Raw genomic sequence first — 24920 nt, forward strand, 5'->3', positions numbered from 1 at the left:
ATAAATATTTTTATAGACAATGCGTTTCAAACTAAATAATAAAATATTTTTATATTGAATTTAATAGTAAAATTAAGATATAAAACTTAAGTGATTTAGACCATAATATCAATATAAATCATATTTTTTTAGATAAATATCAATTTTATATACTAATTATATTATATTTTTATATAAAACTCTATCTTTATTAATTCTCAGAATAAAATATATAAAGATTAAAAAAATCTTTATTTATATAAAATATATAAATTAAAATAGTATTAGATTTCAATAAATTTATTTTTATTAGACACTATTATTCCTTAGATTAAGTGTCACTACAGTTAAATTAAATTTTATGACATAATGTTTACTATGAAATTAGTATCTATCTATATTGAAATATAATTATTAGTTTCTTTTTATTAAAATTGAAGTTAGTAAGAATAATATTCCTATATTCACTATTTTAATTTATAGTTAAATTATTTAAATTCAATTAAAAATTAGATGAAATAAATTTGTTAAAAGTAATAAACAATATGAAGATTTTATCATAAATTAGAATTTAGTTTTATTCAATCAATATAAATCAAAAAATTGACTATCAGTCAATACATGTAGAAGGATATATCTGTATATATGGTTAGAATATTAAAATAATTATAACATCTCCCAATTATGTAAATATACAATTTATTACTATAAATCACTCTTACAATTTTTCTAAAATTAATAATGAATTATCACTACTAGTTTCTAATTTTCTATTATTAATAGGTGTGCAAAGAATTAATGATTTAGATTAAATTATTATTTTTAAAAATAAAAACATATTTATGAAATTCTATTTACAGAAAAAATACATTTTATATTAAATTAGACATCTTCTTTATAATGAGATGTGTAATTCCACTTTACTCCACTTTACTCCACTTTATTCCACTTTATTCCACTCTACTGTATCTCTCTTATTAAAGAAATTTTTAGTTCATTCCCCATTTTATCTTTGATAGCTATTTCAGTGTTCTCAGAAAGAGTTTCTATTTTTCTGATTTCTAGAAGATTTCCTAGATAAGAATCTCTCTTCTTTTTAAAGATAAAAAAGATCTACCTAAAGACTTTGAAAGGCTTTAGGTAGTCTTTCTTTAGAAAGCATGTTTTGTGCAGGAATAACGTTCGAAATTAATGAAAGAAAATAAAAAATCTAAGAATCTAGTTTTTTTTAAGAAAAGTTTAAGAGTTATCTGATAATATAAATAAAAAATTCTTCATTTTAAGTTGATTTTGAAAGCTAAAATACTCATTTCTAGTATAGATAAAGATAAAAAAAAAGATTTTTCTATACGAAGGGCAGGAGGGATTCAAATCCTGTTTAGAATTTGTTTATAATGCAATCTATTTAGTGAGATACCTAGCGATTTAAATCGCTAGGTCATGGTAGAGGGATTCCTGCACGCTCAAGAAGAAGTCGATAATACTGCTCAGTGCTTGTAGAATGATTAAAGAGATGTGGAAATTCCGTCTTAATGGCATTTTCTAATTTTAATCGTATTATTGGTGTACAAGCATCACTAGCTGACCAGGTCCACCAAGCCATTTGGTAGCGTACTTCACTTAAATCCTGAGATGATATATGTTGTTTGTTATGAGCGATTACGGAGGTATTAAGATTTGCAATGATAGATTCTTTTTCATTAAATATTTCTGGGCTGATAACCCAACGTTTAATTTTGTTTAACCGATTTTTTAATGAATGATGACGATCAATATCAATTCCAAGACGTGCCATTTTAAGTTGATGACGCTCATATTTATTGCGCAAAGAAACCGCAATGCCTGCTGATGTTGCCCATTGACGATATTTATACAACCATTGACGAACACTTTTAAGATTCATTCCACGTGAGGTAAAAAAGTTTTCTGTTAAGAAGACTCTCATCGGTTTATTCTGACCAGAATCACTTTCTCGATCACGGTGAACTACTACGTAATCTAATTGCTCAAGTACACGCAAAGCATGTAGTAATACGTCATATGCCTTGCGCCCATTATTATAGACATGTAGAACTCCCATACGTTGCGCTATTTCTGCTACAGGTAAGATAACCTCAAACATATATTTACTATATGGGCTGTAATCACAGTTTGCTGCTAAGGCTAATGACAGGGCGCTTAGCGCTTCTCGGCTTTCAGAGCGAGCTGTTATTCGAAGTGGTTTTGGTTGATACGAACGATCAAATATACGTGAATAGGGTGTATAACCATGTTTTCTCAATGCTATAAGATCACTATTTTGCCGCCAGTCATGATTTTTGATACAAGCCATAACTTTTGCAGCCATTCCACGCGGTATTTTGCCGATAAATTTTGGCTGATGATTACGATGCGTTTTGACCTGCCCTTTACGCTGACAATTAGATTCGCCACGACGTGTTTGACGGTATAACAATTGTCCGGACTCTTGAAGAGTTATAGAATGATCATTCACCCTGTCCAAATCTTATGGCGGATAGGGGTTGTTTTTTTAAAATGCATTCGTTATAATCCTTTACAGGCATTAGCCTGCTAACGACCCCTCGATCTCTGGTTCTTCCGCCAAGTTGACGCAGAATCGAGGGGTTTTTGCATTGAGCAACCACTTCAATGTGGTTGCATCTCCCGGACGATTTTAGGATACATCCAATCCATTAAGTTTGTTTTGTTGTTCCGAGAAAACGGTTAAACATTAGGATCAATCTAAAATACAACTACAACATGCACAATCTCTTTATCTATTCTAAAATTACTTTTTTTATTGTATTACAATAGATAGCCAAGGATTGATCAACGCAGTCTTCCTTAATTCAGTTCCATTACCGTATCTTACATATATTATTGTACGAACGGATATGGAGATTTATTAATTATCTATTTAAAGATAGGACCATTTCCATGTTGTTTTACCTAGATATACGTGGAGATATAATTCTCTCTATAACTTAATTTGCTTCATGATTTTATCTTATATAACTTTTAAGCTAATTAGTTTACATACTTCGTATATCTGAATCGGAATATTTGATCTTATACAGAATTGCCGATTTTATTTTAGTCATTCCTAAAAACATAATCTATATCTAGGATCTAGACTAGAGTCTGTGTCTAATCTGTATGTTCGTGCCATTCAGCTTCACAGACTAATATGTTTGCTCTGAGTATTGAACACGAAAAACAATTAAGTGATCCAGGTTCATTCATAACCGCTTTCTCTATTATCCCATACTAAACGTACTATCGTATTAAGACGATATATTACGGTGTTGTTAGGTTAAATCTACTGGTGTAACCAATATTTCATCCCTATTTTGGGTGGAATCAACAACTTAATTTTTTTTCGACGAGATTGAACAGATCACTCATCTTTTTAGTATGGATTAGCTTATGTCATGACGTTTTATAGGGTTCAGTGTTTTTCCCAGCAAGATCTTTTCTTGATAAAGATTCTGATTAAATCATCGGAAGACAGTTTTTTTTATCTGCTCGAGACCCTATTCTAGTAGACCAAGTTAATTTCATACTCTGTTTATATGTTAGAGCAATGTTTGGCGGACGATCCATGCTCTTTCATTAATAAACTTTTCGTTTTATCTATCTAATTAAGAATAAAAGTTTTTTGTCTTATAGGTTTATATATTAAACATTATTAAACTTCTCTATTTATTATTCTTTGATAATTTTAGACATAATAATTATACCCTTATTAGATCATAAATTATATCAATAAAATTTACAAAAAAGAAGTTCTATATTTTTGTAATCCATCTCTTATATTTATTAAACTTATCTAGGTAGTGGATTTTGTTATTTATCTATCTAAGTTCAAAAAATTTGTTTGAACTGTACGATGTTATGCGATGATTTTATCATCGTGATATAACTAGTAGATGGAATGTAGTTCACTTATCTATTCTTATAACATAGATCCTACCTATATAGAAAGGCTAATAACAGTAATATTTTTATTCTTCAAGAACTTTTTAAAATTATGCAGATAAATCTTATTTTTTGACTCTATTTACTATTAAGAGTAGGTCTAAGAGTTAAAAAAGATTAGAAAGTAGATGATATTTATTCGATTCTTCTCAATTACAAATTGGTTATTACTGAAAGTGTTTAGTAGGAAAATAATTCGATATTAATTAAACAATTATTTTCAGACTTGAGATTAGATTAACTATAATATTTTAATCTACTATAGCGATCTAGTTTTAAACAATTCTTTCGCTACAAGTTCTCTAAACATTAGATAAGCATAAAATATTAAGACTTATTTTCTATAGCAATCAATAAAGAACTGCTATATCAGTCATATTTATATCTCGAAGGATGTCATCTATAATATGACTTTTAACTATGCCGCAGACGAGTTGGTGTCTGCGGTTTTATTTTAAGTTCACTATCTACTTGAAGACAAGATCAGATGGCTCTCTATTTGTTAGATAGCTTGTCTATAAAAGTGTTATAATAATTAATCTCTAAATAATTATTATGATCATAATAATTAATTAATAACAAATTTTATTTGTTTCTAAAGACCAGAATTATGAAGGTATTTAAATCATACTAAACTAAAACTGATACGATACTTATTTATTCTATTTGTATCCAGACTGATTTTCAATATCATTAAAATAAAAACATTAAAGTTTATCTCAGATACTATACTGATAGAAGAAGCTGGCTATATAATATGTTATTAATTATCCTATTCCTCTGTATCTCATTCACGCGCAGCGTTATAGTATTTTTCTGTATCTAGAGATAGAAAATTCTCTGTTAGATTATCTTCTTGCTCTTTATTTCCTTTTGATATTGTTTGACACTGGATAGTGAGACCAAGTTTTTTAAATAATCTTAAGTCATGATCTTCATCTGGATTGGAGGTTGTGAGTAATTTACAACCGTAAAACACAGAGTTAGTACCAGCCATAAAACACAGTGCTTGGGTTTGCTCATTCATTTGCTCTCTTCCAGCAGATAAACGAATATAAGAGTAAGGCATCATAATACGTGCTACAGCAATAGTACGAATAAAATCAAATTGGTCGACATCATCATTATCAGATAGTGGTGTACCTGATACTTTAACTAGCATATTGATAGGCACACTTTCTGGCGGTGTTGGTAAATTAGCTAATTGTACTAATAATCCTGCGCGATCATTAATATTTTCACCCATGCCTACAATACCACCAGAACATACTTTAATACCTGCTTGACGTATAATATTCAGTGTATCTAGTCTATCCTGATAACTACGCGTAGTTATGATATTTTTATAAAATTCTGGTGATGTATCTAGATTATGATTATAAAAATCTAGACCAGCTTTTGACAAGCGTTGTGCTTGCTGTTCATTAAGCATTCCAAGGGTCATGCAGGTCTCAAGTCCCATTGCTTTAACGCCTTTAACCATCTCTTCAAGTAGCGGCATATCACGATCACGTGGATTTTTCCAAGCGGCGCCCATACAGAAGCGCGTAGAACCAGCTTTACGTGCTTTTTGTGCTGCATCAAGTACTTTTTTTACTTCTATTAGATCCTCTCCTTTAATTCCTGAATTATAACGCGCGCTTTGCGGACAGTACTTGCAGTCCTCTGGACAAGCGCCTGTTTTTATCGATAGAAGTGTACTAACTTGGATTTCACCGGAGGTGAAATGCTGACGATGTACCTGTTGGGCTTTAAAAAGCAAATCAAAAAAAGGTTGGTCAAATAATAATCTAGTTTGCTCAATGGTCCAATGCTGAGAAATTGACATAACGGTTACCCATAGAATATTTAAGGAAATAGATAGTTGTAAGTATAGAGTTTGTCGCTACACTGTCCAGAATGTATTTAAATTTATTTAATAGGATATTCTGATGCAGACTGATGATCTCGATTTCGACAGACGACATGTCTGGCATCCTTATACATCGATGACTAAACCACTACCTACCTATCCGATTGTCTCTGCCAATGGTTATCAATTGATTCTCGGAGATGGGCGGCGATTAATCGACGGCATGTCATCTTGGTGGGCAGCGATTCATGGTTATAATCATCCGGTAATTAATCAGGCAATGCATAGTCAAATTAGTAAAATGTCGCATGTTATGTTTGGCGGTATTACTCATCCACCTGCAGTAGAGTTATGTCGTCGTTTAGTTGCATCCATGCCTTCTGACTTAGAGTGTGTTTTTTTAGCTGATTCTGGTTCTGTAGCTATAGAGGTTGCTATGAAAATGGCACTACAGTATTGGCAAGCATCTGGACATCCTCGCCGTGAATTTCTTGCGCTACGTCAAGGCTATCACGGTGATACTTTTGGCGCGATGTCAGTTTCTGATCCTATTAATTCTATGCATAGTATGTACTCAAGCTATCTACCTATTAATCGGTTTGTTAATACTCTTGCAAGACGTTTTGGAGAAACTTGGCAAACAGGTGATGATGCAGAATTTACCGCACTCTTTTCTTTGTATCACAATACATTAGCAGCAGTAATTATGGAGCCAATTGTACAGGGGGCTGGTGGAATGTATTTTTATCACCCTGAGTATTTGCGTGTAGCACGAACTTTATGTGATCAGTATGGAATACTATTAATTGCAGATGAAATAGCAACCGGATTTGGTCGTACCGGTAAATGGTTGGCCTGTAATCATGCCAATATTATTCCAGATATTTTATGTCTTGGGAAAGCACTAACTGGCGGTACATTAACGCTTTCTGCTACCTTAACTCGTCGTCATATAGCAGAAATTATTAGCGATAGTGATGCTGGTTGTTTTATGCATGGTCCAACGTTTATGGGTAATCCCTTAGCTTGTACAGCAGCGATTGCTAGTTTATCTCTACTTGAAGATAAAGAGTGGTATCATCGTGTAATGGCAATCTCTTCTCAACTAAGTAGCGGTTTGTTGCCTTTAGTAGATCACCCAAATGTTCGAGAGGTTCGAGTGTTAGGAGCTATTGGTGTAGTAGAAGTAACCAGGGTTGTAAACATATCGTTGTTGCAGAATTGGTTTGTGGAGCATGGTGTGTGGATTCGCCCTTTCAGAAATCTTATTTATGTGATACCACCTTATATTATTTCGTCAGAATCACTTGCGCAACTTATCAATGCTATTGCTAGCTCTTTAGACTATCCTGAGCATTTTGATTCCTCAATACCTATATAAAATGAGTCTATTAGACTACTTGTTTAATATTTACTGAATATAAAAACATAGTATATACAATAAAATGCAGTCCTTATTTATTTTCTGGAGTATAGATATGTCTCGGATTCTTCATTTTTTGGTATCACTATGTGTGATCATAGTTTTAGCTATGTTAGTAAGCGATAATAGAAAGCAGATCCGTATTCGTTTTGTAAGCCAACTTCTTGTTATAGAAATCTTATTAGCATGGTTTTTTCTTCATCTTGAAATAGGGTTAGAATTTGTAAAAAACATTTCAGAGTTATTTGATCACTTACTACAGTATGCAGCATGTGGGACTAATTTTGTCTTTGGCAATATGAGTAATAAAGGGCTCGCATTTTTTTGGCTTAACGTTCTTTGTCCTATTGTCTTTATATCAGCGCTCATTGGTATCCTTCAGCACTTTCGTATTCTTCCGGTTATTATTCGTATAATTGGCACTATTTTATCAAAAATTAATGGAATGGGTAAACTAGAATCTTTTAATGCAGTCAGTTCACTAATTCTTGGACAGTCAGAAAACTTTATTATTTACAAGGACATATTAGGACAGATCTCAGAAAAACGCATGTATACCTTGGCGGCAACAGCTATGTCGACTGTCTCCATGTCTATAGTGGGTGCTTATATGACCTTATTACAACCAAAATATGTAATTGTAGCATTAGTATTAAACATGCTTAGCACCTTCATTATTTTATCATTAATTAATCCTTATAGCGTGGATTTACAAGAAGATCTAACATTAGTTAATCCTTATAAAGGACAGGGTTTTTTTGAAATGCTTAATGAATATATTGTAGCCGGTTTTAAGGTAATGGTGATTGTAACAGCGATGCTTATGGGTTTTATTGCTTTAATTGCTAGTTTTAATTCTTTATTTGATGTTGTGTTTGGTATTAGTTTTCAAGGGGTTCTTGGTTATGCTTTTTCCCCACTAGCATGGGTATTAGGTGTCCCAAGTAATGAGGCATTGCAAGTAGGTGGTATCATGGCTACAAAACTGGTTACTAATGAATTTGTTGCAATGATTGAAATGCAAAAAGTCACTAGAATACTGTCTCTTCATGCTGAAGGAATTCTGTCAGTATTCTTAGTCTCTTTTGCTAATTTTTCATCAATTGGAATTGTAAGTGGTTCGATCAAGGGGCTACATAAAGAACAAGGAAATATGGTATCACGCTTTGGCTTAAAGCTTTTATATAGTTCAACACTAGTAAGTCTGTTATCAGCTGCGATCACAGGTTTAGTTCTTTAACAAACTAGTGATAGAACAGAGATATTCTATAGATTTTTTGTGTTTTTATTATTCAGTATATTATTCAATAGTACTAAGATTGATGCATATCATACATGGCTATAAATATCCGTATTCCTTATTGATGTGATTGACTGAGAAATATTGTAGCAATATGGATAAGAAGTTATTTTGATTGCTAATAAAAGCAATATCTACTTGTATTAAGCAATTGTGGTTTAGATCAAAAATAATTATCTTTTTAGGTAAATGAATTAGTAAGATTATTTTAATAATCAAGATCAATAAATAAAAAATTATATAACTACATTACAACAGTAATTCTGATAACTACCCATATTGTATCTTATAATAAGATGCTACTGAAATGAGGAGAAAACATAATAAAATGGTTAGAATTAGTTTTCATGCAATCTTCTATATGTAATTTACTAGTCTCTCTTATTTCGTTTATTTTACTGATTAGTAGTGAACTATATTATTGTACATCTCTGTAATTGCTATAAGTGTCATAGTATCATGTCATAACGATTTATGGTAACAATCTATATTATCTTTAATTAACTCTAATATAGTTTTTACAAGGGAAAAGAGATATGAAAGAATTTTACGATAATAATAAGCTCGTTATAATCTAGAAATAGATTATTGATTATAATTGATCTAAATAATACATTAAGCATCTCTTCATTATATAATGATAGAGTTATTTCGGTATTTGATTGTTTAAATAAACCTGATGAAGCAAAGTTATAAGATAGTGGAAGGTTTATTTCCCTTCAAAGAAAAATTATACTTATGATTTATATTATTAAATGTATTAATCTATGCTTTTATGTATTCTAAAGAATGTGATTGATAACAGATATGAAGAACTTATGTGACAGTACACTGCTACACTAAAATAGTAGTATAGTGATACTATAAAATGTGATTTTTCTTATCAAGAATTAATTAATAGAAGATACTATACTGATTTTTTATGATAATCATTACAGTTGATTAACTGTCTTATTTTTAATAAGCATCAAGAATATTAGGTTGATGTTATCTGTCATAATAAAAACTTTACTAGGTAAAGGGATATTGTATTAATATAATTTTTTATAAAAATACTATTATAAGATTAAGTCATATATTTATTGTTTAAAACTTTATAACTCTAGTATGAATCATTCACAAATGATAACAAGTCTAATCTTCTATCTATATCTATATCACAATAATGTATTATCTCAGGCAACATGAGTAATAAAAATTAGACTAGATTGCATACGGGATTGTAATTACTTATGTCTTTAAGTTTTTTAATTTCTTAATGTAGTCAGTATATTATTAGAAAATAATGAGATTTAAGAAAATATAATCTAATGATTATGTTTTTGGATTATATAAAGTCATTAACTTTCTAATTGTTAGAATAAAATACAATAATAAGTATTTAATGTTACAAAAAAGAAGTTTCGATAGAAACTATATTTCTAACAATGATCTACAACCATTTAGTATGTATAACAACTTTAGATAATTTTGTCACAATATTTAATTAGAAGTTGGTTATATACAAGTTATGTATTTTAAATACAAATCTACCTAATTTATTGAATTTTCTTTGTTTTATTTCAATATTACTATCGGAACTGAGATTAATTTTAGTTTAAGTATGTTATTTTACTATTTAATCTTACTAGTATGCAAGGTACATTAGTAGCTCTAAAGAAAATGGAAATGTTTATATGTTATCTTCAATATCACCAAATATATATAATAGTCATGAATAATAGTATGGTGTATTATGAAAAGTTATAGACCTTTAAAAAAGCTAGGTGAGTTGTACTTACTAGATTCTATTGTCTAATAAAAAGATTATTGTACATTGACTGAGATTATCTTAAAAAAGTTAAAAAATAAAATCGAACTCTAATTAGTTTCAGTTTTATATGAATATAACTTTTTATAAAGAAATAGTTAAATTAGACTTTAACTCTATCAATTATAGAATTAAAATAAAAGTATTTTTAAATACTTTGGTTTCATAATCTTAGTGAAGATTGTTTTATTACCTGAAATCACTTCAATCTGTGGCTCTATCTTTTGTCTTTGAATACAAAGAAAGAATAGACTATATTGATATTATTATATTTTTATAAGTTGTATAGGAATTAGTCATAATATCATTCATAGCTTTCTTTTAGATAAAAACATCAATTAAGAAAAATATGTGTGCTAATTTTTAGAAAAAGTGTTTTTGTGTTAAATATCTATTTAGATAGATCTTGCTAACACTGATAAAATTATTTTATATTTATATAACTAGTTTATATTACGGTTAAGATTAAGAATCATTATAGAGCTACTATGAGGGATAGTAGTATCCTTGATACTTATTAAAGTTTTTACTTTTAATTGAATGAGTATAACCTAGTTTTTTTTTGGTTTTTATATGGATGAAGTGAAGTTAGGTTATAGATGTAGATGATGCCATTCAAAACTATGATATTCCTTTCTGAAAAAAATAAGATAAGATCTCTAGAAGAGATGAGTAACGGGTTAAGATTAATTTAAAATATTTCGTAGTGATAGATTCTCTAGAAAGATTAAAACAATAATGATAGATATCACTGTGTGTTAGTACAGTGTTAAGCAGATGTTTCGCAAAAAATGATAGTTACAATAAGAAAAAAGTAAGAATAGTCTTAGGTTAAGAAACCTAATTTTCTTTTGGGTCCTTACATAGATGTTAAATCTATTTTTTCTTATTTATTTAATCTTACGTATATTTTTAATTTTAAAATAATTTATATCATTTAATATTTCATATTCACTATTTTTCTTTGCAAGAAGTGATATCAGTATTTAAGAATGTTTATTTTTATTTTCTATATACTTCAAATGAACACTTATAAGAGAATTTTTAGATTATTAAATGCTGTCACCTGCATATACAATAAAAAATCACTATCTTGATAAGATCATGCAATTCTATCTAGTCTCAAGTTTTTAATAGTTTAAAAGCTGATAGAAAGATGAATAATATAAATTGAATCAAATATTTTTATCCAATTTACGTGGAATCACTCTCAAGACAAATATTTTAAATCAAAAGATGCTTTATTTAAAAGAACTTATTTTATCATTCACAATGTGTATTGTCTCATAATAAAAATTATGACAAAATCTTGTTTAATCATTATCCGTTTTATATATCTAGATCTAAAATTTATAGTGCTTAATCAGAAGAAAATAGATATATAATAATATATAGAAAGTTTTTTATTATTTTCTTAATGTTAGTTACAATTTTTAATTAAAAAAACAATAAACTAAATTATATAATATAGTAATGAAACATCATTTAGTAAGATAAAAATTGATTCTTTAAATCAAGAAATTTGATTTTATTGAGATATATAGAAATCTCATATTTTATTATTTCTATAAAAGTAACACTATCTACTTATAGATTGTAGCGTTGCATAACGCTTCTAATGTCTTCTAATTAAGACCCAATGATCAGGGTTGGTATCTTTTATATTATAAGTGAATATATGAGCTAGAATACTATATATTAAATTTTTAAACATAATGAAATATAACTGAAAGTTAAAGAAAGAGTCTTTTATATAGAAATTTAACGCTCTACTACTTCAAGATTCTATGTTGATAAACATTAATACATATAATAAACAGAATCTTTAAATTAGAAATATCTAGTTCTCCGTGAGTTTATCTAAGTCATTGTATATTGTAAGAACAATATACAACCTCGTCTTCTCGTATTATAGACAATATCTATATAGTTAAACGTGCTAGGATGAATTATTTAAAAAGTAATATAGATTATAAAACTTACAGGAAAGCTTAGATTTGTTTTAAGGCTCAATTATAGCCTAATCTCCTATTCTACTTAAGGAGAGAGAGTTGTCTTCAAGATTTTGTACAGTAAAACTTATTTTATCTTTGTATTAAATTTATCATTTTTATCTCTATCTAAACATATATAACAAAATGTATAACAATTAGAGCATCTTTCTTGTCATAGAAAAGAGCGCCCTACTTGTAAGGGCGCTAGTAATTTTAAGATTCATTATGCTTAACAGCATATCCATCTTTATTATTAATTGATCCAATAGAAATCTTCTTTGGTTTTTCTTGTTCAGGAATATCATAAGTAAATTGTAATGTTAACAGTCCATTATCTAATTTAGCTTGATAAATCATAATTCGATGTTCCAAGCTAAAGCTTAGAGAAAATCCTTTTTTTTGAATACCCTTGTGAAGATAAGAAATGCTTTCTTTTTCTTCAGAAGATTCTGTATCTTCATTCTTTGGATTACCACGTAGAGTAAAATGATTATTAAGCACTGAAATATCTAGTTCATCTTGTGTATATCCTGGCACACTTACTATCATTTCATAATGTTCTTTATTTTTTTGAAATAGGTCATATGCAGGGGTATCACTTACAGGAGCCTCGCCTGTTAGACGGCTAAAAAGGTTGTCAATCTGTGTAAAGCGATCAGATAAAAGATTATTATTCCATGTAGGAATAAGAGAAAAAGAACGATAGGCCATAGCATCCTCCTATAAAATATATATTATTGAGAATAAAATCATGTTTATATATCTATTATATAGGTACAAATGGATATGTTTTCAAGGATGATTACTCAAAAAGATTAGAAAAATTAATACTCTCGTTACTCGAGTCCACTGTTTTTCATGCAGTAGATTAGCCTAGTTCATCATAGTATGAGTTCATTAACTAGAATACATGTCTATTGTATTGTTTTTACTTCCACGATAACTAAAGATAACTGCTAATTAGCTTACCTAGCTATAGTTGATTAAAATTATCACTGGAATGGTGATCGCTTCAAGAATCTATCTTATTTTATAAAAATGGTAGTAAATTCTTCTCTAAGAATATCCGGTATTAATTCTTGAATAGAAGATTCAAATAATTTTCCTAAAATTACTGTAATTTAGCATTCCAGTATACTAGATTACGTTGTTTCGTAGGTATTTCAGGTAAGGTATGTAAAAAATATATTGATTATAATAATTTAATCTAAAACATTAAATTCTAGATATAAAAAGAACTATACATTCCTCTCTGTTCTTCACAGTCATTAGTTAGTAAATATGCCTTGATTTTTCTCAGAAAATATAGAAGTTGCTATGATTCAATCATGTTAATTAAACTTAGATTAATTCTCAGTTTTTTAGATTAATAAACAATATTTGATATATAATCAGTATTAAGTAGAGAGTATATGATGAATACCATGCAATGTTAAATTTGAACCTATTTAACATAATCTTTATCGTTGCTCTTGTCCTTTTATGTATATTGAATTAATATCTTTATAGGGATTAGTTAGTTTTTAGCGCAGTCATGTGAACAGTTGATCTAAAGATCATGATTAATTAGATGAATGTCTAACTAAAATAGATCTGACATATATATAATTTTAGTTTTTGTAGGAAAAGAGATTATACTTCTAGATATATAGCAATGTGGTCTTTTATGAAAATAGTTCAAATTGTAAACATACTCTCTTAATGAGAGTAATAGAGGAATTTTACTTTTTCTTATGTTTTAATGGTTTCTTCTACAATTATTAAATTACTTTCATCCTCATTAATTTAGAAGATAAATCCACTTTCTACATAATTAAGTAGATTTCATATCAATGAACAATCAGGATAAAGACAAATATCTACACTATTCATTCTTATCTTAAATACTCTAGAATCACAGATTTTATAATTCTATCCTATCCTTAATTTAGGTCAGAATTCATTGTTAAATATCATGATTTGGTTAATGAGTTGGTTTGATTAATGAGAAAAACTTTTTAATATCTATGTAAGAAATCTGCTTCGTTTTACTCGTATATCAATAGAGTTGAGAGCATGTTGATTTTTGTTTCATAGTTTAAAAATATTGAATTTTTATTAATTTCAAATGACAATCTTATTTAGATAGATATTTATTTTATAGGATTTACTAATCACTTCTCTCTTCATTAAATCAACATCTAGGTATGGACTTTTCAGTTAATATACATAACAATATCTTCTTTAGACATAGATGTATACTTTTTTATTCTATTTAATAATATCCATAAAATTTATAAGAACTTTGTAATTAATCAAGAAATATATAAATTATAAGTCTAATAGATAATTTTCTATAATATTAAAATATTTGGTATGTACATATCCATTCCGTTATGAGACCTAATGATCATTAATCAAGATATAGACTAATATTATAATTGTAAGTATAATTATTGATTTTATCAAAATCATCTTGAGGTTTCGTTAGTCATCTTTTCTATTAGAAATAGATCTCCTAGACTAAAATAGGAAGTCACAACTAGATATGTAACATAATCAACAGAATATTAAAATAGTGATATTTATTTTTTACTATTGTTATGATAATTTATCGGAATTTTTAGTCAAAATTCAATCTAAGATATTATTTGTTTATAGTTAATAAAATTAATATCTTAGAGTGGTTATAGATGTTATTTATTTTAAACTATCACGCTTAAAGACCTAGCCTCCCAATATATTTAAGAAGAGACTAAGTGAGTCGGATAAAGATCAATGGTGTAGTAAGTATTAAGTATGATTGATGATATGACCGTATTATTATGTATTAAATCGATATTATGGGATGGTAAAGTGTCAGATGAAGAATAAATAAAAACGTAAGAATGAGTTATATCAATAAATAAAAAATTTATTATTACTAAGGAGGATTCTTATAGAATTCTGAATAAGTTCATCTTTTGTTTCATATTTAATTAATTCATTTAAAATGTGTTGCAATTCTAAGAGCATGCATTCTTAGCTGTCCATAAGAAAACAATATATGTAATCCTTTATAGCTCAATATTTAATTAACAATAGTTAAACTTTAATTGTTACCTCTGTTCATGAATATGGAGTATAATCTTGTTTTTTCGATAGTAATCTATCCCTAGATACTTCGAAGTCTTAAAGAGATTGATAGATTTGAGTTTATATATTCAAAATCAAGAATTTCTTTACTATATATTTATATATATCACAAAATTTAAACTAACTGTATTTATAATATCAGATAGATTTTAAATATACATTCAGTTGATAATTATTTAAATATAAAAGTCAATACACTGAATATTAATAACAGTATAGATCTTTATCTAGATTTCTTTGCCTTGTTTAATCAAGCACAGTCATTATTATACTGATTTTTAATAGATACATATAACTATCAACTATAATAAACAGATTTTATTTCGATTGTAATAAAAAGATTTAATTCTTAATTAGTGATCATTGTTAAAGTTTTTTATATTAGAAATATATAAAATAACTGGAGTTTATATCCTTGTTTTTCATCTGTGATGTAGAGTTTCTCAAATAAGTATTTATTAATATCTTTATTTTGTAGTATTACTAATATTATCTACAATAAAAAGAAATGCTATATTTCTAACATAGAAATGAATTACTTTTCTAAGTGAGTTATCTAGTCTATCGCGTCAGGTCATCAGATATAGATAGTGTTGGGATTAATGCATTAATAAGAGTATATAGATGGGATAGATGAATATCTTATTTTTTACTCATATCCCTAGATTAGATAAATTTTCTTAAGTAAAATACGTTGAGTCAGCTCAGGACTTATATAATTAGATATAGAATTTTTTATATATTTATAGATATTAAATTCTAAATGAATATGCCAGCTAATAATTATTATTAGAACTTGCATGGAAGCAGAGAGAAGCTTTAGGTTTTGATACATAAAGTATAATAAAATGACAAAATCTTTACCTTGTTGCTTAGAGCTATCTTGCTAGTTCTGATTATATAAATAAGAATTAGATTAGCAACTTATTTATAATTTATGAGATTATATCTAGAAATATTTCAGTTAAAATTTTTCAGCTTTAAGCAATAATCTCTTCTTATATCTGTAGTATACAATACTATATGTTGTTGCTATTACTTATAGTTTCATATCCTTTGTCGTTCTTTTAGAATATACGATTCTAGATAAATAAATTATAATATAATGCATTGATTATGATTATATTGAATACAAATCTAAGTTTTATTGAATGTAATAAAACGATTTTCGTAAATTATTAGACGATGTAATTTGTCTCAATATTTTATATTAAGATTTAGCATTAATCAGAAAAAATTATATTATTCATTTGGTGTCACTTAGAGAAAATATTGAATTCCTTATTCAATAATAGAAGTATTGAATTGTATTTAGATTGTTAATTTATCTCTATTAGTTTCTTAAAATACAAAATTTTTTTGATTGTATTCTAATCTAAAATATGTAAATAAAATAGTTATGATTTCATTAGATTTAGCCTCTATAACCTGTTTTTTAGATTTGATTAATTAAGTTAGAATAACCTCCGGTTATTAGTATTTTTTACTATCCTTACATAGTAAGTTAATACAAGATATATAATATGAAGCAAGATTGTATAATAAAAACCTGCTATATGTGCGAAGATCATTCTTCTAGAATACCTGTAAAGGTGATAACCTATAAATTAAATAAAAGCCATAACTTTATCTAATTTTTTAGAAAACTCATATTTTTATAAAATATCTATATTCTGATATGAATATTTATCCTATTTAATTCATTAAAACATAGACTAATTTTAGATAAAGATGTATACAATAGGTCTAAAATTTATCTGATGATATTAATAAATCAATTTCATTAATATTCTAGATATATATCATTAATATTCAAAATTTATAGAAATAGTTTTATTATAAAATTAGATAAGCTAGTTCTTTCCTGAATTTAAAATATTTCAAGATATAGAATAGATTATAAATAGGATACAACGTAAATCACATTCTTATATATCCATCCATAAGGATGGAGTCTCATGAAAGCATATCTACTAGCATAGCAACTAATAATCTTATACAGTGAAGATAAATAATAAATTTGAATTGATTTAGATCAAGCAGCTATTTTACATAGACCTGTCAATTAATGACTGACACATCCTATCTTCTTGGTGAGAATAGGATGCTCTTAATCCAAGATTACATTTGTTGAATAAAAGACAATATAACTAATATTTTTATCATGGTATTTGTAATAATAGGTAATATAGTGAAATTCATTTTGAATAGTCTTACATTTTTTTTCATTCTAATATCCCTGCCTATATATGCAGTTTGTATAACTTCTCAAGATGTAGAGATTGGGTTTTCTCCAAAAGGGACCGCACAAAAGATTGTTCTTTCAGCAATTACAGGAGCTAAAAAATCAATAGATCTTGCTGCCTATTCATTTACTAGCAAACCTGTAGCTTTAGCTCTGATTGAGGCAAAAAATCGAGGTGTCAATATACGATTAGTCGCCGATAAAAAATCAAATAGCGGTAAATATACTGCTGTAACCTATTTGATTAATCATCATGTCTCAGTTAGACTTAATGCAAAGTATTCTATTATGCACAATAAATTTATGATTATTGATGGTGTTTCAGTTGAAACAGGATCGTTTAATTATACACAAAATGCTGCTTTTCATAATGCAGAAAATGTTATTTATTTTCATAATCGATTAGATATCGCAAGCCAATATTCTCAAGAATTTAATCGATTATGGTTAGAATCAGTATCCGTTCAACCTATGTATTAATGTGAAATAATATGTGTTTATATCTATCTTCTTTTCAAAATTTATTTATATCCATCACTTTTTTAGGCTATTTATTATGGAATAAGTAATATATTGACATAAGAAGATATTCGTTTCTTAAAGAATTTTGATGTTATCTAAACAATTCCTGTCCCATCTGATGGTTTACATTTTTATTGTATTTATTAGTGATGTGTGAATTAGTTCTTAAATATATTAAAGAATATTTTTAAATTAATCAGTTGACAAGAGTAATTTAGTGCTCTATCTCTGTTAGTAAAGATGGATAGTTATTCTTTCTGTAAGAAAGATTAGGTTTTATACATCATATTTATTTAAATATCGAATCTAATGATTCTATAGTTCTTACTGACTATTGTGAATATAATAGTTTATATATACATTTATACATAAAAATTTGCTTACTATATTATTAGTATAATTCCCCCTTTTAATTAAGTAGCATACAAAGGACAATAAGAGAATTCGATATCTCAATTTTGTTTAGCATATTACATATTACAAATGAACTTGTCTTTCATTAGAGATAACAATGGAGTATATGTTTAGACTATCGTATCCCATCATGGTAAAATTATGTGTATAGATTATTAATTACCGCATTTCACAATCGATCTTATCCTATTATTCAGGACTTCTAATAGTTCAATCAAATTAGATTCACTAGAATCAATATTCTAATCAGTGTACTCAAATTTATTTGATAGATATTAATCTCATCTTTATTCTAATACTATTAGATAGAGAAGAGTATAACATAGTAAGTTTCTGTAAAATTAAGTATGAGATTTTAAGCAATCTATCGATATGTTTTATTAATAATAATTTGTCTAATATCTGCATTTTATCTATTTTTTAAAACAGTGATTATAGGGTCGATGCTATCCAAAGGATAATGTTCCTTATTAAATATATATTTCTTTCAGTAAGCTTACTTATCTATATTTTCTATCTTCTTTGTTAATGTATATTAAACAAAGATTTATAAAAAATAAGCAAGTATTTAAATTTTCTTCAACAAAGACTTAATAAAATGAGATTACTGAATCTTCTCTCTTTTTATAGATCCAATAATTAATAAACATAAATTACCATAAGTAGTTTAGAGGCTAAAATTTCCGAGCAATCAGTCATGCATTGAGCTCTTAAATTATTAAATATTATGATATTTTTTCTATTAATTTTTAATGAATTAGTATTTATAAAATAAGTGTATTGAAAAGATTTTATGAAAATATATTGTAATATAATATATATGCTCACGAAATCTGAAAAATAGATAGGATCTGAGAATAAAAATAAAACTAATAATATGATCTATAACTACCATAAATAGTCAAACTGCTATCTTTTTAAATTATCTTGAATATTATTAATTTATTGTTAGATTAGATTAGTTCATTTTTTAAGCATTGAGGTAGTAGTGATTATTTTATATTACGGATTATAAGTAATCCAACGTAAACCAAGTATATTAGTATGAAAAATAATTTTAAAATTCATCACTAATTAATTATAATCTAGATTATGCAAGTTTATAAATAAAATTATACGAGAAACTAATATGATAATCCCTATACTATAGAGTCAACTTTTAAAGTTTATGATAGCAGGTCTCTTTTAGAGTAACAAATAAGTATTTTATTATATTAATCCAACTTAATTACTGCTAAAAACTCAGCTGCTTAAGATTTTTATATAAAATTTTATTAAAGAATTTAATTGAAAGCTTTATGAAAGGTTATTGATCTTATTTCAGTATCCCTCTATATTTCTTACATCTAATTATCTATAAGTGTGTTATATATGGAGAGTTATAAATTATTAAATATGAGTATAATCTAACCGTATCTTATTAAGAATTTTGATTCTTATGAATAGCGGTAATTATGGAATTATTTATTTCCTAGCCATGAGATTAAGTGGTTATATTAATATGAGTGGTTATATCAACTTAATCATTCTATCTAATATCTTAAATTACTCAAATCAATTCGAAATGGGTCGTGTTTGATCTATTAATAGAATTATATGCTGAATTAAATCGTTTTATGTGAACCATTTTAATTAATAGATCTTATTTTCAGCATCTATAGACAAAACGATTCGATCAGATTGCTAATCAGATTATTAGTTGAGTCTGCAATTATATATCTATCATCATCTTTGATGATGAGTAATAGAAGTTTTTAATATTTTTATTAGTATAGTCAGTTACTTGTTAAAGAACTACACAGTAGTTTAAGTACTTCTAAAAATCTTAATGTTAACTAGAGATAGATCGTAATAAGTATTATAATTCTAATATTTTTCTTCATTCTCTAGTACGTCTTGTCTTTAAGTGTCAACTTAAGATATAGCATATTATGGCATTAGATTTGTACTCTAAAACGTCAGAATAAAATTTGATTTTGATTTTTATTGGCATATGGAAGTAAAAGTTATAGAGTTATTTTTGATATTTTCGAGAAAACTTATGATAGGACAACGTATTGGCTACACCCGAATTAGCACCATACACCAAAATCCACAAAGACAGCTTGATGGTATCAAAGTAGATCGAATGTTTACTGATGTAGCATCAGGAAAGGAGATCAAGCGACCTCAATTAGCGGCATTAATCGACTTTGTTCGTTCCGGAGATACTGTACTCATACACAGTATGGATCGCTTAGCGCGCAATCTTAACGATTTACGTCGTATTATTCAAATGTTAACACAACGTGGAGTGCGGATTGAATTTGTCCAGGAAAATCTTAGTTTTACTGGGGAAGACTCACCTCTCTCAAATTTGATGTTAGCTATTATTGGAGCCTTTTCTGAATTTGAACGTTCTCTATTGAAAGAGCGTCAACGCGAAGGAATTGAATTAGCTAAACAACGTGGTGTTTATCGAGGTCGAAAAAGAGCGCTTTCAGAAAAACAAATCACTGAACTCTGTCAGCGTGTTGCTGCTGGAGAAAAAAAGGTAAAGATTGCACGTGATTTTTCGATCAGTCGGGAAACATTATATCAATATATAAGAAGAGCAGGATAGAAAGTGTTATGAATATGATTATAATATTTGATGTATATATCTAATAACAACGACATGGATTTTTAGAATTGATTGTAAAATACAATAGTGTTAGACATTCTGTTAACAAGAGACACTTTTGAGTCAGTCAAGATTAAGAATATGATAAATGTTAGAGTTTTCTCAACAAACTATTGAAGACCAGTTCACATATGCAGCATCTAGCAATATAAACTGGTCTATGTTATTTATTGAGATTCACTAAATATTTATTATTTTATAATAAGAAAGAAAGTTTAAATTGATTGAAAATACATAAAAAACAGTATTCGATAAGTTTCTTATGAAACAATTAAATTTATATTAGTGCTGATCCTGATGAGAATCAAGGTAGGATATATGTTCAAACTTTAGTATAAATACTCATTAATTAAATAAATAATCATATGCTTTTGATCTAAAATTTAATTAATATATAGATATTAATGTAGATGGTGTTCTCTGCTTGATTGATTAAAGTCTGCAATATTTACTATTCAGTTAATTAAAAGCTGTATATAATTGAGATGATAAATAAAAAATTATTCAATAATCTTCTTAGATCACTATATATCCGACATCTTTTCAAGATAGATAACATCTTATTTTTTTCAATTAAATTTAAGATATGCACTTCGTAATAAGACAAATTCATAATTTTATCTATTTAATTCGATATATATTATTTGGCATATTCACTTTAGTGAATAGATAAGAAGATTGTTATACATCTTATCAGATAGGAAGGAGGATATAGATATGCAGATTGATAGAGTTACACAGTATTAATGGAAAGTTGTTATAGTTAAATATAACTGCATGAGCACTGTATAATTTAAATTTGTGAACTTAATAACTGCTATATGAACATAATAAGATAATGAATCAACATCTTGATAATTAAATTTGTTTACTCAGTGTAAATGACGCACATGTAGTTAATAAAGTAGTCTATAGAGATATATATAGGAATATACAATGGTATTGTAATCTATAAAGTCTGATTAAGATATGAATCAAAATTAAAGAATTATATTAGTTACGATTATTTAACTGTATTATTTTAGATAAATTAATATAGGAATATTAGTATGGTTTTAATCATTAATTTTATTCTAGTAACTTCTGCTAAAATCACACAAACTATACATACACCTAATTCAAGTATTTAAATTAATAGTCACTGCTTTAACTTCATGGATATAAGTAGCGATACTTACAGCTCTCTTAAAGAAGTTAATTAATCTATATATTATTCAATTCAGAAAAAATCCTATTATTTCTATTAACTACATCTAAGAGTAGTTCTTTTTTTAAAAGATAACGGATAAAACTTATCTTAAAAATAAGTGACATTGCTATGTGCTTAAAATACATGAGTATTATTTCATACCTGACTTCTAACATGGAAGTATAAATTGATATAAATAATTTTGTTAACATACATGAATGTGCATAATTGTTTTTTTATTTAAAGTATTATAGGCAGATTAATAAATCTTTTCGTGTCATAGAAAATAAATTGCTCTGTCACCTCATAAGAAGAATCTATAAATTCTCTAATAAGATTAGCTAATTATAAAATACTTTATATCAGGTGAATCATCTTGGAACTCATATAATTTACAGGAGAAGCCCATAGATTGACAAGAAGGCAATGATGACGTTTAATAATATCTTAATATCATATCAATCTTATAAAATGATGTGGAATATGACTTTCTAATGATATAAAAATCATCTATTTCAATGGATAATCTTTAGATTAGAGATGATAATAAATATTATAAAATATTAAATAAAATTACTATTTAGATGTAGATGACAATTAATTAATTAGAAATCTATGATTACTCTAATATAGAGTTTTCATATAATATTAATCTAAATCTTTTATCTAGCACAAGGAAGTTTGATCCGAATAATCAGTCTTTAGTGTAGCTGCAGTAACTTGATGAATTAATAAAAAAGGGAATATCTTTTTAAGAGTGATAGTAAAACTGTAGGAAAACATTTTTTTTTCTTATAATTTATTATAACTATCTTATCAAGATTAACTTGAAATTTATCATTCTATATTAAAACATAAAATCTTAAAATTGTATAATTTTCTCGTATTCTGATAGAAAAATAAGCAAAAGATGTTCTGATTACTAAATATGATTGGTACCCTGTACAAATATGATCTATTAGCAGTTAATAGTTAGAGTGTTGTATTATTTTATACGGTAATATTAGATACATAAAGATAGAAAATTTATTTTTCTTGGCTATCGTTAATTTTTTAATCATCTCTACTCACAAGAAATAAATTATGCATCGATTATTCAATCAATTTTCAATTACTAGAATAAAGCTTAGATTAGTGACATAATGAAAAGTTATTAATCATATATTCTTAATTTTAACATAGTTGAAATATTTCATTTTGTAATCAATAAGATTACAAATATCTTCCACCTATTTTTAAAGAGATAAGCGTTCTCAATATGAAGGAGTATAAGTCATTTATGTAAGTAATATTAACACATTTTATAGATAACTAAATAAATCAGAGTTAATAAGTGACAATTATCTCATCATAAAATATTTAAATGAATATAGATGATGAATGATACTAATCATCAAAGATTCAGGAAATTTTAGCTTCTAAAAAGAAAGAAATCAATAAAAATAAATGCTTGGAAAAAAATAATATGATTCTTCTAATAATATAGAATATTGTATTTTATTTTAGTATTTATTTTTTATGAAATAAAATAAATTACAAAATTTAATATTAATTAATGATTACAGTTATAAATAAATTTTATTTTGTACTGTATATATAGTATATTAAAGATTAAAATTATCTAATTTTAATATCAATATTTTATATAAATATTTCTTATCTGTATTAGTAGATATTTTAACATTATTAATATATAGATTGTACTTTTATAAATTTTTATTTTTTAAAATAGTATTGTATATTTAAAGATGAGTAATAAATTACAATAAAAAATATAATTTAATATTAATATTATCCATATTTCTTATATTTTCTGTATTATTTCTTCATCTTGTTATTTGTCATGATTAGACTATAGTAATAGATATTAGTTATTACTTTATTGATACTCTATTCACGAATAAGAGCACTACTCTATGCAGAGTCACAGTTGCGTTATAAGTAATTTTTGTTAATAACAATATTATATGTAATTTTATTAACTATTTTTTAAAAAATGATTAGTAGAAAGATTATTTTAATCTATACTAATCTCATTGAAACTATTAGTTAAGATAGTAATATTTGCGTTAGAAATACTAAGAAAAATAGAATTTTAAAAACCAATATCTTTAAATATAATAAAAATTATATACATTACGATATTGGTATCTATACCATTATCTATGCCTAAATGAATGAAATACAAATATAAAATGATAAATCAAATTTTTACACTAAATGTTTAAATTTGATTAAGTAATCTTTTATATATTAATGTGACTAAAAATTCGTTTAAACATCACTTGATTAAAAATGTCATCTTATATCTATTTTATAATAACGAGATAAATAAATAATTTTGATAATCTAAACTCATAAATATCAATCTGGAATTTTATTTACATATTAATTGAATATATGTAATAGACATAGACTAATAATTAAGGGTCAAAATA

At 26.6% G+C, this 24920-nt stretch carries 8 protein-coding genes; 4 read left to right on the forward strand and 4 right to left on the reverse strand.

The window, feature by feature from the left end:
* Window positions 1-1417 precede the first annotated feature (1417 nt).
* From ERCIPICE3303_RS03245 to bioB, 3 genes are all read right to left on the reverse strand, one after another.
* Window positions 1418-2473: a Replication protein gene (locus ERCIPICE3303_RS03245; protein WP_157991326.1), complete on the reverse strand. Its 1056-nt coding sequence runs from the start codon at window positions 2471-2473 to the stop codon at window positions 1418-1420.
* The gene (locus tag ERCIPICE3303_RS03250) at window positions 2466-2624 is read right to left on the reverse strand and encodes a hypothetical protein (RefSeq protein WP_157991327.1); all 159 of its coding nucleotides are present in this window, start codon (window positions 2622-2624) and stop codon (window positions 2466-2468) included. The genes ERCIPICE3303_RS03245 and ERCIPICE3303_RS03250 overlap by 8 nt, the downstream gene beginning before the upstream one ends.
* 2120 nt (window positions 2625-4744) lie before the next feature.
* Window positions 4745-5785: a biotin synthase BioB gene (gene bioB, locus ERCIPICE3303_RS03255; RefSeq protein ID WP_157991328.1), complete on the reverse strand. Its 1041-nt coding sequence runs from the start codon at window positions 5783-5785 to the stop codon at window positions 4745-4747.
* Between the two features lie 103 nt (window positions 5786-5888).
* On the opposite strand from bioB, the gene bioA reads away from it, so the two are divergent.
* Complete coding sequence (bioA, locus tag ERCIPICE3303_RS03260) at window positions 5889-7190, forward strand: adenosylmethionine--8-amino-7-oxononanoate transaminase (RefSeq protein ID WP_157991329.1); 1302 nt, start codon at window positions 5889-5891, stop codon at window positions 7188-7190.
* Between the two features lie 97 nt (window positions 7191-7287).
* The gene (locus ERCIPICE3303_RS03265) at window positions 7288-8472 is read left to right on the forward strand and encodes a NupC/NupG family nucleoside CNT transporter (protein ID WP_157991330.1); all 1185 of its coding nucleotides are present in this window, start codon (window positions 7288-7290) and stop codon (window positions 8470-8472) included.
* A 4077-nt stretch (window positions 8473-12549) separates the two neighbouring features.
* On the opposite strand, the gene ERCIPICE3303_RS03270 is transcribed toward ERCIPICE3303_RS03265, so the two are convergent.
* On the reverse strand, window positions 12550-13047 hold the full coding sequence (locus tag ERCIPICE3303_RS03270; RefSeq protein ID WP_157991331.1) for an Hsp20 family protein: 498 nt from the start codon (window positions 13045-13047) through the stop codon (window positions 12550-12552).
* 4567 nt (window positions 13048-17614) lie between these two features.
* Between ERCIPICE3303_RS03270 and ERCIPICE3303_RS03275 the strand changes: the two genes are divergently transcribed.
* Window positions 17615-18175 carry a phospholipase D family nuclease gene (locus ERCIPICE3303_RS03275; protein ID WP_157991332.1) on the forward strand — a complete coding sequence of 187 codons (561 nt, stop codon included), beginning with the start codon at window positions 17615-17617 and terminating at the stop codon, window positions 18173-18175.
* A gap of 2497 nt (window positions 18176-20672) precedes the next feature.
* On the forward strand, window positions 20673-21233 hold the full coding sequence (locus tag ERCIPICE3303_RS03280) for a recombinase family protein (RefSeq protein ID WP_157991335.1): 561 nt from the start codon (window positions 20673-20675) through the stop codon (window positions 21231-21233).
* Window positions 21234-24920: the final 3687 nt, after the last annotated feature.

This window comes from Candidatus Erwinia haradaeae, from assembly GCF_900699015.1.
Taxonomy (GTDB): domain Bacteria; phylum Pseudomonadota; class Gammaproteobacteria; order Enterobacterales; family Enterobacteriaceae; genus Erwinia_E; species Erwinia_E haradaeae_E.

Bases quoted from the DNA above. Each gene is read 5' to 3' on its own strand.
- bioA (WP_157991329.1), top strand. From the start codon at position 5,889: ATGCAGACTGATGATCTCGATTTCGACAGACGACATGTCTGGCATCCT.
- ERCIPICE3303_RS03265 (WP_157991330.1), top strand. From the start codon at position 7,288: ATGTCTCGGATTCTTCATTTTTTGGTATCACTATGTGTGATCATAGTT.
- ERCIPICE3303_RS03280 (WP_157991335.1), top strand. From the start codon at position 20,673: ATGATAGGACAACGTATTGGCTACACCCGAATTAGCACCATACACCAA.
- ERCIPICE3303_RS03270 (WP_157991331.1), bottom strand. From the start codon at position 13,047: ATGGCCTATCGTTCTTTTTCTCTTATTCCTACATGGAATAATAATCTT.
- ERCIPICE3303_RS03275 (WP_157991332.1), top strand. From the start codon at position 17,615: ATGGTATTTGTAATAATAGGTAATATAGTGAAATTCATTTTGAATAGT.
- bioB (WP_157991328.1), bottom strand. From the start codon at position 5,785: ATGTCAATTTCTCAGCATTGGACCATTGAGCAAACTAGATTATTATTT.